Below are 14807 nucleotides of genomic sequence, written 5' to 3'. Positions count from 1 at the left end.
GTTCAATAGGCCTTTTCAGCCAGATGGGCCGTTTGTAGAGCATCTTTCCCGCTGCTAGTTTTGCTGCAAAGCCGTCCACGCGACGGCGTTGTGACAACAACCGTGAGGAACCGTAGATGAACGCCGAGTCTGGAGAAAACGCTGGTGGCGGATGCCCATTTGGTCATGGTGCAGGCGCGCCGCGCAAGAAACCCGGCAACCGGGATTGGTGGCCCGAGGCTCTGAGCCTTACGTCTCTTAATCAGCATTCGCCGCGATCCAACCCATACGGTGGCGATTTCGACTATGGCGCGGAGTTCAGCTCGCTCGACCTCGATGCAGTGATTGCCGATCTGCATGCCCTGATGACCGATTCGCAAGACTGGTGGCCGGCAGACTTCGGCCACTACGGCGGGCTGTTCATCCGGCTGGCCTGGCACAGCGCCGGGACCTACCGCATCACCGACGGCCGCGGCGGCGCAGGCGGTGGCCAGCAGCGCTTCGCACCGCTCAATAGCTGGCCGGACAACGCCGCGCTCGACAAGGCCAGGCGTCTGCTGTGGCCAATCAAGCAGAAATACGGGCGCAAGCTGTCCTGGGCTGACCTGTACGTGCTCACCGGCAACGTCGCGCTCGAATCCATGGGCTTCAAGACCTTCGGTTTCGCCGGTGGTCGCGCCGATACCTGGGAACCGGAAGAACTCTACTGGGGCCCCGAAGGCACCTGGCTGGGCGACGAGCGTTACAGCGGCGAGCGCCAGCTGCACCCGGGTCTCGGTGCGGTGCAGATGGGCTTGATCTACGTGAACCCGGAAGGCCCGAACGGCAATCCCGATCCCAAGGCGTCGGCTCACGACATCCGCGAAACCTTCGCGCGCATGGCGATGAACGACTATGAAACCGTTGCGCTGATCGCCGGCGGCCACACCTTCGGCAAGACCCACGGCGCAGGCGATCCCTCGCTGATGGGGCCGGAGCCGGAAGGCGCTGTGATCGAAGATCAGGGCCTGGGCTGGCGCAGCCGGTACAAGACCGGCGTAGGCGCCGACGCCATCACTTCCGGCCTGGAAGTGATCTGGAGTCAGACCCCCACACAGTGGTCGAACTACTTCTTCGAAAACCTCTTCAACTTCGAGTGGGAACTGACCAAGAGCCCGGCCGGCGCGCATCAGTGGCAAGCCAAGGATGTCGGGGAAATCATTCCCGACCCCTTCGATCCCAACAAGAAGCGCAAGCCGACCATGCTGACCTCGGACCTGGCCCTGCGCTTCGACCCTGAGTACGAAAAGATCTCGCGGCACTTCCTCGAGAACCCGGATGAGTTCGCTGATGCTTTCGCCCGTGCCTGGTTCAAGCTCACCCACCGCGACATGGGCCCCACCGGCCGTTACCTCGGCCCACTCGTGCCCAAGGAAACGCTGATCTGGCAGGACCCGATTCCCGAGTGTGACCACCCGTTGATCGACGACGCCGACATCGCCTCCCTCAAGCAGAAGCTGCTCGGGATGGGCTTTTCCGTATCGGAACTGGTGTCAGTGGCCTGGGCATCGGCATCGACTTTCCGCGGCTCGGATAAGCGTGGCGGTGCAAACGGTGCGCGTATCCGCTTTGCCCCGCAGAAGGACTGGGAAGAGAACAACCCGGCGTTGCTTGCCCGTGTGCTCGAGAAGCTGACCAACATCCAGAACGAGTTCAATGGTTCGGCCACTGGCGGCAAGAAGGTCTCCATGGCGGACCTCATCGTGCTCGCCGGTTGCGCTGCAGTCGAGAAGGCCGCTCAGGAAGGCGGCGTTACCATCAAAGTCCCATTCACCCCTGGGCGAATGGATGCACTGGAGGAATGGACCGACATCGAGTCATTCCAGGCTCTGCGCCCGGTCGCGGACGGCTTCCGTAACCACTACTACGACGCCCACTTCATGGCGCCCGAGGAAGCGCTGGTGGACAAGGCGCATCTGCTTCGCCTCAGCGCACCGGAAATGACTGCACTGGTCGGTGGCATGCGGGTGCTGGGCACCAACGCCGATGGCGGGAAGGAGGGCGTCTTCACCCATCGGGTCGGAACGCTCTCCAATGACTTCTTCGTCAACCTGCTGGACATGGGCAACGAGTGGGTCGCGACCGAGCACAAGAACCGTTACCAGGGTCTCAACCGCAAGACCCGCCAGCCGACCTGGACGGCGACTCGGGTGGACCTGATCTTCGGGGCGCAATCGGAGCTGCGTGCCCAGGCCGAGGTGTATGGCATGGCCGACGGCAACGAGAAGTTCGTAAAAGACTTCGTCGCCGCCTGGGACAAGGTGATGAACGCGGACCGGATCGATATCGGGACGGCAGAGGACAAGTTCAGCCAGAAGCTTTCTGCCTGAGTCTTGCGGCGGCGCCATAGGGTGCCGCCGACCCGACGCAAAACAGTCATTGGCCCAGCCTGTGGTTGGGACAAAAGTCAGGGCTAACGAACGGACCGGGCTCAGTGCCCGGTCTTTTTATTTCTGTGCAAAAGATCAGCGGCCAGCGGTAGCCAGATTCCCTAGTGCAATCGCGCTGTTGATGATCGCTGCGCCAACTCGTTCGCCTGCTGTGCCAGTTCATCAAGCAGACGGTCGCGATCTTTTTCTGCGTCGCTCATGGCTTCAGCGCCGTGCTGCTTCACGAGATAGGTATGGATCTGCCGCACTTCTTCGGATGTGAAGATCGGCTCCAGATCCTGCACCGCCAAGACCCCATCGGATACCCGGCTCCGGGTGTTCATCACCACTTGCGGACCACGGGCCGCCAACGGCAGAAATCCAAGCTTTTCGAAATACGGCACCTTGCCGGCCACGCAGGCCACCTCCGCGTGGGGATACCGCGCCATCATCGCATCGACCATGGCCCGCCCGACGCCATGCTGGCGATGGCTGTCCCGCACCGCCAGATACAGCAACGCGCACGCGTCGGCGTCATCCACATACGGAAGATACAACGCAAAACCCAGCAGGCTCGCCGGGTCGTCCGCATCCAGCGCCATGATCAGCTCCGGCTTGCCCGCCTGCGCACCGTCCATGCTGTCGAGATAACGATGCACTTCGAACCCCACGACATACTGATAGAGCTGATACAGAGGGTTACTGGGCGGCAGCGACACCGAGCTGATGTCGCTGAGGTAATCCACCACCATCTGCAACACCTGGCCTTTCATCGATTCCGGTGGCGGGGTGTTGAGGTGGGTGAGGGTGAACATGGTTGGGCTCCGGCGCGGTTTGGCAAAGGTTGCATTGTAACGGCGATCCACTCGAGGGTAGTGAGATTAGGCCCGAGCGTGCTGTGTCTCGACAGACAGGGACCTTGTGAGCCGTAGCCCCAGGCCCATCAACACTACGATCCCGGCAGCCATCATCAGCCATGTATTTGCGAGGCTGTTCAGGTGATCGCGCAGCAGGCCTGCCGTCAGCGGCGCCAAGCTGGCGATCAGATAACCACCACCTTGCACGAAGCCCAGGAGAGCGCCTGTCTCGGCGGCGTGCTCGACATGGTCCATCGCCAGTATCAATGAAAGGGGAAACAAACCACCAATCCCCACGCCCAGCAGGATGGCTGTAGGAATGGCCAAGGTCAGTGGGGCAAACGCCAGACATAACAATCCGACCAGCACGACTGTCAGTACACCCATGACCAGCAGCCGGCGCTTTTTGAATCGTCCGATAAAGGCGGAGAGCAACAGGCCCGCGCATACCTCGGCGAGGCTGATCCCGCCAAGTAAGAGGCCGCTATCGGCAGCGCTCCAGCCAAGAGAGGTGTAATAGGGTGGCAGCCATGCCAGCACCAGGGTATAGGCAGCGGTACCGACGCCGAAGAAAATCATCAGCCGCCAGGCTACCGGTGATCTCAATGGCAATGGATGTGAAGAGGTTGGGCCTGTGGCGACTGGGCGTTGCGCCATGAACCACCATCCCACCAACGTCAGTACTGCCGGCACTGCCCACATGGCCAGCCCATTGGCCCATCCGAATCGCTCGGCTAGTGGCGCTGCCGCCGTGGCGGCCACAGCAGCGCCACCCATGATGCCAGTGGTATAGAGCCCCATCAGAGTGTTGGCGCGCTGCGGATGGCAGCTACGTATGTAAGCCGGTACCAAAGCTTGTGCCAGAGCAATCCCTGCGCCTCCCAGCGCAGCTGTAAGGATCAGCCCCGTGCCGCTTGGCGCGCCCCATCGCAGGGCGCTGGCCAGAGCGACTAGCGCGAGCCCAAGCGCCACGCCACGTCGCTCGCCAAGACTCGCTTGAAGCCTGGCCCCGCCGAGCGCACAAAGACCCATCGCGGCGATGGGCAGCGTAGTCAATGCACCGGCTCCGCCGCCGCCCAGTCCTGTCGCAGCCTGGATACCATCGAGCAGCGGGCCGATGGACGCCAGGATTGGCCTCAAATTCAGGCCCACCAGTAGCACAAGCACGACTGTGGCTAAGGCTTCGCCACCCCGCAATAATGAAGGCGATGCGGATGTTCGAACGGAAAGCATATGTTTCTCCGGGAAGGCGGCAAGTATCTTAACGAAAAGTATCTTAGCACTAAGATAAATGGATGAGGAATTCATGACTGATCGAGCGCAGCTCGCCGTGGAGCAATGGCAGGACCAACGGCCCGACCTGGATACATTGCCGATGCGCCTGATCGGGCGTCTGGGTGAGGCGGCACAGTTGCTGAGTAGGGATGTGCTCCAACCGTTCTTTGATGCACATCGGCTGCACTTCGGTGAATTCGACGTACTGGCGACTCTGCGTCGCGCAGGAGCACCCTATGCGTTGAGCCCGACTGCGTTGTATGAGGCCGCGATGATTTCCTCGGGCGGGATGACCAACCGGCTCGACCGATTGGAGCGCGCAGGACTGATCGATCGTCGACCCAACCCGGACGATCGTCGGGGCACACTGGTCGCCCTAACCGACTCGGGCTTTACCCTGATCGACGGTCTAATGGAAGCACACGTAGAAAATGAGAAACGAGCGCTTGCGCCCCTCAGCCGTGACGAGCAAGAGCAGCTCGATGCGCTACTGGGCAAATGGTTGGCGGGGCGCTAAGGCGAATATCGGACGGTAGATAGCGCGACTGGCAAACCACTTGCGCCGCATGTAACCGCCGGTCCTCAGCAAGCTTTGGCTTGCTCTTGAGCGGCTTGGACCGCAGGAGTAACCGCTAGCGCGGCCGCAAGTCCCCCGCCACCTGTTCCTGGCTGGAAACGTTCAGCGTAAGCGTTGCTGCGGCGCCATGGGACGCCGCCTGATCGATGCTTGGTGTGACTGCGCTCAGCCTACGGTTTGATCAAAAACCGCATGCCGTTGTTGCCGCCTCAGTAAGGCATGGCGGCGTTGAGCAGCAACATCAGATCGTTATTGCCCGCCTCGTTGTTGTAGTCCTCGATGCGCAACAAGCTGCCTTTGAAGTTGATTGCCCATACGGGCATTTCGTAACGGAAGAACATTTCATATTCCATGTGCTTGCCATCGGCGTTCAGGCTCAGATCAACCTGATTCCAGGCTATGCTGTTGTCCTGGTTCAAATCGGTGGGCAATGATGTGGAAAGCGTGCCGTCTTTGATCCGTAGAGGCTGATAGGCGAGGGCGCCCAACTGCCATTGGCTGGTTGGTTGTCCGATCACGCCGAGGGTAAAACTGTCGCTGTATACGGTGGCTTCCTGTGCCCAGCCGTTGCTGGCTAAGCGGCTCCGGCCCGTGTTGTATCGCCCATAAACCTTCCAGCGTTCACTGAGCGGCATTGCCACGTTCAAACCGCTGAACAATGTTCGCGCCTGCCCATCACCAAACAACGCATTGCTTTGTGAGCCAAGCAGGCGCTGTTCTTCGCTCAGTACTCCCAGCTGTACGCTGGCTGCCAGGCCTGAGGGCGCAACGTAACCCCATTCGGTTTGCATACTGTGCTGCAGTTGCGAATCTCCTCGGTCGGCGAAGCGCTGCGGCACCTTGCCGGCTTGAACCTGCAAGCCGCCATGCCAATGGCTACCGAGCTGCCAGTGCATGCCCGCTCCGCTGGCCTGCTCGTCCAGGCTCAGATAAGGGTTACTGAATGCTTGGGTCAGGCTCGCGTGTTTGAGCGTCGGCGCCAGATGCTGCAGGCCCTGGTTCCAGGACGGATCGGTGTTGAAGCTGGCGCTGAGGGCAAGATCCGGGCTGAACTGCTGCCAGGCCTGCATTGCGCCGACGGCGTCGAGCCCGCTGCCTTCACCGCCTGCGCTGTAGTCCAGACGCAGGCCGCCCTCGGTGGTGAGTGACTGCATGCGGTACTCCTGATCGAAGCGCGCCAGATACCGGTCGGTGTCGATTCGGCTGGGCTCTGCCTGAGCATCGGCGCTCAGTGTCGCTCCGCTGAACAGGAACGGGGCGTTCAGGCTGTCCTTGAGTACCAGATCCACCTTGGCAAGCGAATTGCGGATTGCACTGCCCATGGCGGAGCTCTCTGAGATCACCGCGCTGTTGAACGGGACTATCCGGCCGGTGGAGGTCTCGATCATCAGCGCACCGATGGGTTGAGTGGCGGCGTTCAGGTCCATCACGCCCTGACCGTAAATAGCCTGGTCCGAATAAGGCCCGGTCTTACTGGCTGAGACGAGCAGGCGCTGGACGATCTGCGCCGGGCTCAGCGTGGGGAACAGATCCATCAGCAGGGCGACTCCGCCGCTGACTTGCGGAGCGGCAATCGAGGTGCCGGCTACCCATTGACTGGAGCCATCTCCATGGACATCGACCACGATCTGCCCAGGTGCCGCTATACACCAGGCTGCCGCATCACCGCAGCGATTGGAGTACCCGGAGATTGAGCCGGTGGAACTGTTGTTGTGGTCGACCGCGACAACTGCAAGCCACTGCCCCTGAAGGCCGGGGACGAGTACTGGCAGTGCTGCTAGGGAGCTGGGCTGGCTGTCACCGCTGTTGCCAGCGGCCCAGACGTAGACGATGCCCGCATCGACTCCTTGCTGATAGATCGGGCCAAAGTGATCGCGAACCCACTTGCCACCGTCGGCGTTGTCCTCGATGCGCGAGGTACCACCGCCCGCTCGGGTCAGGCTCCAGCTGTTGTTGGAGACGCGGGCGCCATACTGAATCTCTCGAGCGACCTGGTCCTGGTCGCTCAGTGCGCCGCTTCCCATTACCCGGATTGGCAGCAGTTTCGCACCGTACGCCACACCGTGAACGGCCGAGTCGTTCTTTTCCGCGGCGACTGCCTTGGCGACAGCAGTACCGTGGGTGCCGGTATCCGACATCCGCTCGCCGCCGTCAGTTACACGGTCCCCGCCGGGTGCGATCTGGTTTCGAAGCTCGGCCGCATCGATATCGACGCCGGTATCTTTCACCGCCACGACAACGCCATCGGCACTGGCCCCGCGGGCGTAGGCGTAATCGGCACCGAGCAACGACAGATGGTTGGCGCGGTTGAACTCAGGCGTGCGGAAATCCCCGGGCACAGCGACACGCGGGGGTTCAGGTGGCTGTGGCTCGGGTTCAGGTGTCGGGTCCGGTTGAGGAACTGGTGCTGGTGCTGGTGCTGGCGCTGGTTCCGGTTCCGGTTGTGGGGCCGGGTCCGGCGTCGGCGTCGGGGCTGGGCTCGGGGTCGGATTCGGTTGCGGAGCGGGACTCGGTGTTGGAGCAGGTTGCGGTGACGGGGTAGGCGCAGGAGCAGGAGCAGGTTGGCCACCCGTTGACGGCTTCGGGCGGCTTTCATCGGAACGGTTATTGGCTGCTATCAGCACGGCTGCCGTCGCAACGGCCCCGGTGATGGCAAGTTTCTGGCCGCGAGGCGTCTGAAACCACGCCACGCGCTCCTCCTCGGTGGCATTGGAAATCTCAGCCAGCAGCTTCTGCCTTTGCGGGCTGGCATCCAGGGCCAGGTATTGCACAAGCGAGCTGCGGTATTCGGGGAAAATCTCCAGAGCCGGCTCGACCTGCATGCGCAGCAGGGAGTCCGGCAGCTCATACAGACGTATGAACTCCTGCTGGATTTCAGGCATCAAGTCTGCTGGAGGAAAAGGCGTGGCCCACGCTGAAGTAGAGATAAACAGACCCAACAGCGTTCTGCGAGCAACCAGCCCTGTATTCCATGCCGACTTTCTACCCTTATCCATCTGTATGAACTCCCGTGTTGTTCTTGGCCATCCAACTGGCTAGAAGCAACCGGTGCGCCACTCTATTGGCGAAGTGCCATGCGTGTGCCGTTTTTGTGACGCGAAGCGCGCATGGATAAAAGTGAAAGCGAAGCGGTTAACGAAGCGGGCATACGTGCTCGCCAGTGCCGAGCCTTTCCTTTGCCCAGCTGGTGACAATTTTCGCCACCATCGACATTAGAAGGTCAGCGTGGCATGACGATTTAGCGTCGATTCCGGACATCTAAACTCTTGGCAAGCACGTAGTAAGGTTGCACAGAGCCCAGTAGAAGCCGGGCTCTGTGCCATTCAGTATTCGATTCGACAAGCTATACCGCCTCGGTCTGCCTTTGATTGCTAGGCAGCGCAGTGGCGGCCTCCAGCGTCATCTGAAGCTGAGCGACCAACACATCCACCTGATGCAGGGCCTGCTCCACCGAGGCAGCCAACACCTCGCCGCCCGTTTCCTGCCCTTCGATGGCAATCTGGTGGATGCGGGTAATGCCGATAAAATTCAGCGCCGTTATCAGATTCGGCTCCAGATGGTTCATGTGCGCCATCTCGCCGCCGGGGCCAAAGCCGATGCCACCCCTGGCAGTGAGAATGACAGCGTGCCGTGGCCTGTCTGCCAGCAATGGGACGTAAGGCTCAGGGAGTTTGGTTTCGTCGATTCCAACAGTTCGGGCCAGACGCACGATCTGATCAATCCACGCCTTTAGTGGGGCGGGCATGCCGAAGTTGTAGAGCGGCGTCCCGATGACCAGCACATCGGCGGCGATCAGCTCATCCACAAGCTGGTCGCTCTCCGCCAGAGCGTCCTTCATCCAGGGCTCCTGGCGTTCTGGCGGCGTAAAGGCCGACGCGATCCAGTCATGGTTGAGATACGGAGGCGGGTTCTGGCCTATATCCCGATACACGATGCTGTCCTGCGCGCGGTGGGCTCGCCACTGGCTGACGAAGCGATGGCTGAGGTTGCGGCTGTGAGAGCCGTGTTGGTCCTTGCCGGCAAGACCGGGGCGGGCGCTGGCGTCGAGGTGCAGAAGGTGCGTCATGGTGAGTCTCCTCTGTGAACGAATTCATCTGTCATTCGCGGTAGACCCAGCCTAGGGTTAGGCTCTATGGGCGACAAACGACGATTTCTTTCGAATACAGATGAGGAAAACTCAGCCATGGCGCACCGCTGGTTACCTTCGCTTTCCGCACTACGTGCCTTCGAAGCGGCTGCGCGCCGAGAGAGCGCCAAGCAGGCTGCCGAAGAGTTGAACGTCACCGCCACGGCGATCAGTCACCAGATTCGCTTGCTGGAAGAATCGCTTGGCGTCTCGCTGTTTCTGCGCAAACCCCGAAAGCTGGAATTGACCGCCCAGGGGCGGGAGCTGCAACAGGTGCTGGAAACGGCATTCGACGCTATCAGCACAACGGTCGACCGCCTCAGCGCTAAGCCCTGCCGGCAGGCCATTACGCTGACCACCACACCGGCAATAGCGGTCCGCTGGCTGGTGCCCTGGGTCTGTATGCTGCGCGATTCCCATCCCGACATTGATTTGCGCTTCCACACCTCCCACGAGCCGGTCGCGCTGGATGGTGTCACGGCGGATGTCGCAATCCGCTATGGCGATGGTCGCTGGCCCGGCTTGGTGGCGGAGAAGCTGTTCGACAACACCTTCGTTCCCGTCTGCAGCCCGCATCTCGGTTTGCGTGACGTAGCCGAGCTACCCAGGCACTCGCTGATTCACTTTCATGCGCAAGCCGCAGCTTCCGCTCCGATTCATTGGGCGTCATGGCAGAAGCTTGCCAACGTGCCGGGGCTGGACGTCAGCGCGGGGCTGGTGTTCTCCGACGAGACGCACGCCATCTCAGCCGCCATCGGCGCCCAGGGCGTGGCCCTAATGAGCCGCCAGCTGATCGAGGATGAACTGAAGGAAGGGAGGCTGGTGCAGCCGTTTGGGCCGGAAATGCCGGGCAAGCCGTTTCACCTGGTGTACCCCGAGAGCCGGCGGGATGACCCGACGGTACAGGCAGTGCGCGACTGGGTGATGGCGGTGCCGGGTGGGTTGTGTGAGGTGACGGGCTGATAACGGCAAAGCTGAGCCGCGCTATGCGAGGTCCGGGCCTTAGGGTGGAAAACGGCGAAGCCTTTTCCACGCGTATCGTCCAGGCTGATTGCTAGCTGCCCACCTTCCACCTCGCTGATCGGGCAACGAGGCGGAGGCAAACGCGGCGCGGTGTTATCGCACCTTTGCGACCGTTGGGTGCGGTGCCTTGAGCTCGCTTTTGAGGCCTATGACGATGCTGACGCACATCAGCAGCAGCACGAAGGTGAACGGGAAGCCGGTCGTCACCACCATGGACTGCAATGCCTTGAGGCCCCCACCCAGCAGCAGGGCGACGGCCACGAGGCCTTCGAAAATGCACCAGAACACGCGTTGAGGAATGGGGCCATCGTCCTTGCCGCCCGAGGTGATGGTGTCTATGACCAGCGAGCCGCTGTCCGATGATGTGATGAAGAAGATGGCGACCAGAACGATGCCCAACAGCGACATCGTCTGAGTGAATGGCAAGAGGTCGAACATTGCGAAGAGTTTGACCTCCAGTGCCGCATCCGCCACTGCGCGGTAGCCGTCATTGATGTACTGGTCGAATGCGACGCCGGAAAAGATCGACATCCAGAGGATGCACACGGCAGAGGGGACGATAAGCACGCAGATCATGAATTCGCGCACGGTGCGGCCGCGGCTGACCCGGGCGATGAACATCCCTACGAAGGGCGACCACGACACCCACCACGCCCAGTAGAACGACGACCAGCCCTGCGCGTAATTCGCGTCCTCGCGTCCGAAGGGATTAGACAGTGCCGGCAGATAGGCGAAATAGCTGACCACCGAATCGCCGACGCGCTCCAGGATGGCGCCCGTTGGGCCAAGCACGAACACGGCGACCAGCAGCACGAACGCCAGGATCATGTTGATTTGCGAGGCACGCTTCACACCGCCTTCGAGCCCCCGCAGAACTGAATAGGTCGCGATACCTGTAATCGCCGCAATCAACACAAGCTTCGTCGTGCTGGTCACCGGAACGCCGTAAAGGAAGAACAGGCCGGCGTTGATCTGTTCGGCGCCAAGCCCAAGCGAGGTCGCGAGACCGAAGAGGGTTGCCAGTACGGCCAGAATGTCGATGGTATGTCCGGTCCAGCCCCAGACACGCTCACCGAAGATCGGATAGAAGGTGGAGCGTATCGCCAGCGGAAGGCCCTTGTTGAAGGCGAACAGCGCCAGAGCAAGGCCCACCACGGCATAGATCGCCCAAGCCTGCAGCCCCCAATGGTAGAGCGTGGCGGCAAGTCCAAGCCTGGCAGAGCCTTCGACATCACCGGGCAAACCACCCAGCGGCGCCCAACTGTCAGGGCTTCCGGCATCCTCCGCGACGGCGCTTACGAAATGCGTCATCGGCTCACCGACGCTCCAGAACAGCAGCCCGATGCCCATGCCCGCCGCAAACAGCATGCAAAGCCATGCAGATAAGGAGAAATCCGGCTTCGCGTTCACTCCGCCGAGTCTGACTTTGCCAAAGGGCGAGATGGCAACCGCGATGGCGAACACCAGGAAGATGTTGGAAGCAAGAATGAACAGCCAGTCGAAGCGGACCGTCACCCAATTCATCGCGGCGTTGAAGATGCCGGTGGCGAAATCCGGAAACGCGAGGGTGAAAATGACGAAGACGATCGTCATCAGACCGGAGATCGCAAAAACAGGATTGTGGATGTCGACATCGAAGGGGCCGATGTTCGTGACGAGATTGTCCTGGCCGATCTGGTAATCGGTATCGATCAGGTTCCCGCCTGCCGCCGGGGTTTCGTTGCTATCGGCCATGCTTACCCTCCAATGTTTATTCAGCTTATCCGTGCGTGTCCTGCCCCTCGGCTGCCTACTACCTTTGTTATCAAATGCGCGAGCCTGCTGAGCGCCAAAGCCAACAAGCATAACCACGATTCCGGCACGCGTGGTCTTGCCTGACTTTTCAGGCATTCGACCATGCTTACACAAGATCAAGCTGCAAGACGGCTCCCCTTGCGACAGCGACGTCTGCGTTACCGTCAAATGGGAGCATTTGGTGGGGCGTCTGGATCAGGGAACAGGCCAGTCATGGCAAAGATTGCACGGTGCATCTGGCCAGTTACGGCATGGATAGCCAAGCCCGGCATCGATGCGAGAAGAGGGTGATTTGGCGTTCCGGTAGTCCCCACGCCTTACTCACGCTGCCTTGCTGCTTGGCCTACACGACGTAGTCGAGCTATTCATCCATCGCCCGAGGCGGATATCCGAAGAGGCCGGGTTCTCGTTCAGGCCGGCAGCGCGGCGCGAGGGCGCAAGGTCAAGCCGGCGTGTACCACCAGCGTCGCGATGACCAGTGCTCCGCCGTACAGCGTCGCGCTGGCGGGCGTTTCGTGCAGGAAGTACCAGGCCCACAGCGAACCCAGCACGCTTTCCAGCAGATAGAACAGCGCGACTTCAGCGGAGGGCAGGTAGCGGGTCGCGTTATTGATCATCAGCGTGGCCAGCGGCATCTGCACAAGGCCCATCACTGCCAACGCCCAGTAGCTCGTTGCGCCCAGGCCGAACGGCTGGGCATTAGGCAACGCAATCAGCGCGCCTGCCAACCCGCCCAGCGCAATGAGCGGCATCCGGTCAATGGCCGGGTGGCGGCGTAACAACGTGAGGTTCGCGCCCACCGCCGCTGAAGACAACAGCGCATAGCCATTACCGGCCAGATCCGTCGGAGTAAAGGTTCCGGCGAACACAATCACGATCCCCAGCGCCGCCGCGCCGATTGCGAGCCAGGTATGCAAGGCCACTCGTTCACGCAGGAAGAAGCGGGTGAAGAGGGCGGCGAAAAGGGGCGCTGTGCTGAGCACGACCACCACATTGGCAATCGTGGTATGGATGACCGCCAGCACAAAAAAGATCGAAGTAAACGCCAGCAACAAGGCCGAGCCGGCGCTGATCAGCGAGTGCTTCATGATGCTGGCTCGGCTCTTGGCGGACAGCGAGAACACGCCCAGCGCCAAGAACATCAACAACCCGCGCCAGAACACGATGCTCCAGCCATCCGCCTGCGCCAGGCGCACCAACAGGCCATCGAAGCTGAGTACGAAGATGCCGCTCGTTACGAGCAGCAAGCCGCGGGCTGAATCTTTCATCTGTGGTCCTTTGTGGCGCTGACGGGCGTCGTTGCCGTGCCCAGGCGAACTGTGGAGTAGGGCGCGCTCAGACGTCACGACGATGATGGCCTCCGTGGTTTTCGCGAGCGTGTCCAGAAGCGGCTTTGGGACGGTGGATCGCGACCTTGACGTCTTCCGCTCGCCAGGTAGTGAACCTAAAAGGGCATCTGTAGCGCCTCCCTAGATCACGTACCAGAACTCGTCAAATAGCGGGTTTGAGCTAGCTTCGGCTTAGAACCAATCGTTCGGTCCATACTAATCTTTCGGCTTATGACTAAGGATCTGAGTTCCCCATCTACCGGACTCATAACAATGTTCTCACGCTCAATTCTCGCTGCCGCAATATCTCTGACATTGATGGCCCAGGCTCACGCTGCTGGCACCGCTACTTCTGAGCAGATCGGTAATTCCAACCTCACAGAGATTACACAGCAGGCAAATCAGAACGTTTCGGCTGCTACGTTGCAGGAAGGTGTTTCCAACCAGGCGATCATTGATCAGAAAGGCGCAGAACTCACAATTCAGACCACTCAGCGTGGCGCCGGAAATCTGTTGGATATCCGGCAGGACGGATGGGAGTCAACTGCCGAGGTAAACCAGAACGGTGAGGCAAACGTTGCGACTGTTTACCAGCTGCCTTTTGACAATGCTCAGCTGACGGCCCTCATCGACCAGACTGGGCAGGGGAACGAAGCAATTATCGAGCAGCTTGACGCTAATGTGACCTACGCCAGAACCACGCAAGACGGCATCAACAACTTCGTTGAAGTCGAGCAATCAGGGCAAATGAGCAGCATCAGCGTTACGCAGATCGGGGATTCGAATGACGTATCGGCTACCCAAACAGGTAGTGGGGCTAACGTTCTGCAGATCGGCAATAACAACAATGTTGAGCTCGACCAATATTCCGATTCCTATGCCAGCACCAATATCGAGCAGAACGGTAGCTTCAACGATGCCTACGTGACTCAGTCTTCGGGTGGCCGCTACCCAGGCGGCACAGTAGACCTGTACCAGCAAGGTGAAGGTAACTTGGCGCAAGTTAGCTCAGGCGGAGCATGGGCCGATGTCAACTTCGATCAAGTAGGTGCTGGCAACGGATTGACGATTAGTCAGTCCGGCATAAATGTCAGCGTTACTGGTTACTCCAACGGCCAGAACAATTCTGTCGACGTTATTCAAAGTGGCGACGACAGTTCGCTCGATATCGCTCAGAATGGAGCGGACAACATCATTGAGGCGTCACAGTCTGGGGGTGTTTTCTATAACGGGACTAACGATTCCGGAGTCATCTCTCAGACTGGTACTGCCAACTTCGCATCGCTCACCCAAGTCAGCCCTAGCGGTGACTTGAGCGCTAACTCGGCGAGCATCATGCAAAACGGCATCGGCAATAGCGCGGTTGTTACGCAGCGCTGATTCCCTAGCCGATTAGGCGGCGGGGTGAAGTAACCCTGCCGTCTGTTCACGCCAGAATAA

Annotated in this window: 10 protein-coding genes; 4 read left to right on the top strand and 6 right to left on the bottom strand. The window is 60.5% G+C overall.

The features are described 5' to 3' along the window. Positions 1-116 precede the first annotated feature (116 nt). A complete protein-coding gene (gene katG / locus EA797_RS06785; RefSeq protein WP_122164357.1) occupies positions 117-2348 on the top strand; it encodes a catalase/peroxidase HPI in 2232 nt (743 codons plus the stop codon). A 161-nt stretch (positions 2349-2509) separates the two neighbouring features. Here katG and EA797_RS06780 read toward each other — a convergent pair whose 3' ends face one another. Both EA797_RS06780 and EA797_RS06775 read right to left on the bottom strand, forming a co-directional pair. Further along, positions 2510-3202 carry a GNAT family N-acetyltransferase gene (locus EA797_RS06780; protein ID WP_122164356.1) on the bottom strand — a complete coding sequence of 231 codons (693 nt, stop codon included), beginning with the start codon at positions 3200-3202 and terminating at the stop codon, positions 2510-2512. 66 nt (positions 3203-3268) lie between these two features. Next, positions 3269-4411: an MFS transporter gene (locus EA797_RS06775; RefSeq protein WP_122164722.1), complete on the bottom strand. Its 1143-nt coding sequence runs from the start codon at positions 4409-4411 to the stop codon at positions 3269-3271. Between the two features lie 139 nt (positions 4412-4550). Between EA797_RS06775 and EA797_RS06770 the strand changes: the two genes are divergently transcribed. Continuing rightward, on the top strand, positions 4551-5036 hold the full coding sequence (locus EA797_RS06770; protein ID WP_167468772.1) for a MarR family winged helix-turn-helix transcriptional regulator: 486 nt from the start codon (positions 4551-4553) through the stop codon (positions 5034-5036). A gap of 269 nt (positions 5037-5305) precedes the next feature. Here the strand turns inward: EA797_RS06770 and EA797_RS06765 are convergent, their stop codons facing one another. Further along, on the bottom strand, positions 5306-7978 hold the full coding sequence (locus EA797_RS06765) for a S8 family peptidase (protein ID WP_122164355.1): 2673 nt from the start codon (positions 7976-7978) through the stop codon (positions 5306-5308). A gap of 461 nt (positions 7979-8439) precedes the next feature. Further along, complete coding sequence (locus tag EA797_RS06760) at positions 8440-9162, bottom strand: FMN-dependent NADH-azoreductase (RefSeq protein ID WP_122164354.1); 723 nt, start codon at positions 9160-9162, stop codon at positions 8440-8442. 117 nt (positions 9163-9279) lie between these two features. Between EA797_RS06760 and EA797_RS06755 the strand changes: the two genes are divergently transcribed. Then, a complete protein-coding gene (locus EA797_RS06755; RefSeq protein WP_122164353.1) occupies positions 9280-10185 on the top strand; it encodes a LysR substrate-binding domain-containing protein in 906 nt (301 codons plus the stop codon). A 153-nt stretch (positions 10186-10338) separates the two neighbouring features. On the opposite strand, the gene EA797_RS06750 is transcribed toward EA797_RS06755, so the two are convergent. Next, positions 10339-11979 (bottom strand): BCCT family transporter, encoded by a 1641-nt coding sequence (locus EA797_RS06750; RefSeq protein WP_122164352.1) that lies wholly within the window; start codon positions 11977-11979, stop codon positions 10339-10341. A gap of 470 nt (positions 11980-12449) precedes the next feature. Beyond that, the gene (locus EA797_RS06745; protein ID WP_122164351.1) at positions 12450-13307 is read right to left on the bottom strand and encodes a DMT family transporter; all 858 of its coding nucleotides are present in this window, start codon (positions 13305-13307) and stop codon (positions 12450-12452) included. Between the two features lie 333 nt (positions 13308-13640). Between EA797_RS06745 and EA797_RS06740 the strand changes: the two genes are divergently transcribed. Beyond that, positions 13641-14747, top strand: a complete 1107-nt coding sequence (locus tag EA797_RS06740; protein ID WP_122164350.1) for a hypothetical protein — start codon at positions 13641-13643, stop codon at positions 14745-14747. Positions 14748-14807: the final 60 nt, after the last annotated feature.

It is taken from the genome of Stutzerimonas zhaodongensis, assembly GCF_003696365.1.
Taxonomy (GTDB): Bacteria; Pseudomonadota; Gammaproteobacteria; order Pseudomonadales; family Pseudomonadaceae; genus Stutzerimonas; species Stutzerimonas zhaodongensis.
The sequence above is the reverse complement of the archived record's forward strand: the minus strand, read 5'-3'. Positions and strand labels throughout refer to the sequence as shown.

Bases quoted from the DNA above. Each gene is read 5' to 3' on its own strand.
- EA797_RS06780 (WP_122164356.1), bottom strand. From the start codon at position 3,202: ATGTTCACCCTCACCCACCTCAACACCCCGCCACCGGAATCGATGAAA.
- EA797_RS06745 (WP_122164351.1), bottom strand. From the start codon at position 13,307: ATGAAAGATTCAGCCCGCGGCTTGCTGCTCGTAACGAGCGGCATCTTC.
- EA797_RS06755 (WP_122164353.1), top strand. From the start codon at position 9,280: ATGGCGCACCGCTGGTTACCTTCGCTTTCCGCACTACGTGCCTTCGAA.
- EA797_RS06765 (WP_122164355.1), bottom strand. From the start codon at position 7,978: ATGCCTGAAATCCAGCAGGAGTTCATACGTCTGTATGAGCTGCCGGAC.
- EA797_RS06740 (WP_122164350.1), top strand. From the start codon at position 13,641: ATGTTCTCACGCTCAATTCTCGCTGCCGCAATATCTCTGACATTGATG.
- katG (WP_122164357.1), top strand. From the start codon at position 117: ATGAACGCCGAGTCTGGAGAAAACGCTGGTGGCGGATGCCCATTTGGT.
- EA797_RS06750 (WP_122164352.1), bottom strand. From the start codon at position 11,979: ATGGCCGATAGCAACGAAACCCCGGCGGCAGGCGGGAACCTGATCGAT.
- EA797_RS06770 (WP_167468772.1), top strand. From the start codon at position 4,551: ATGACTGATCGAGCGCAGCTCGCCGTGGAGCAATGGCAGGACCAACGG.
- EA797_RS06760 (WP_122164354.1), bottom strand. From the start codon at position 9,162: ATGACGCACCTTCTGCACCTCGACGCCAGCGCCCGCCCCGGTCTTGCC.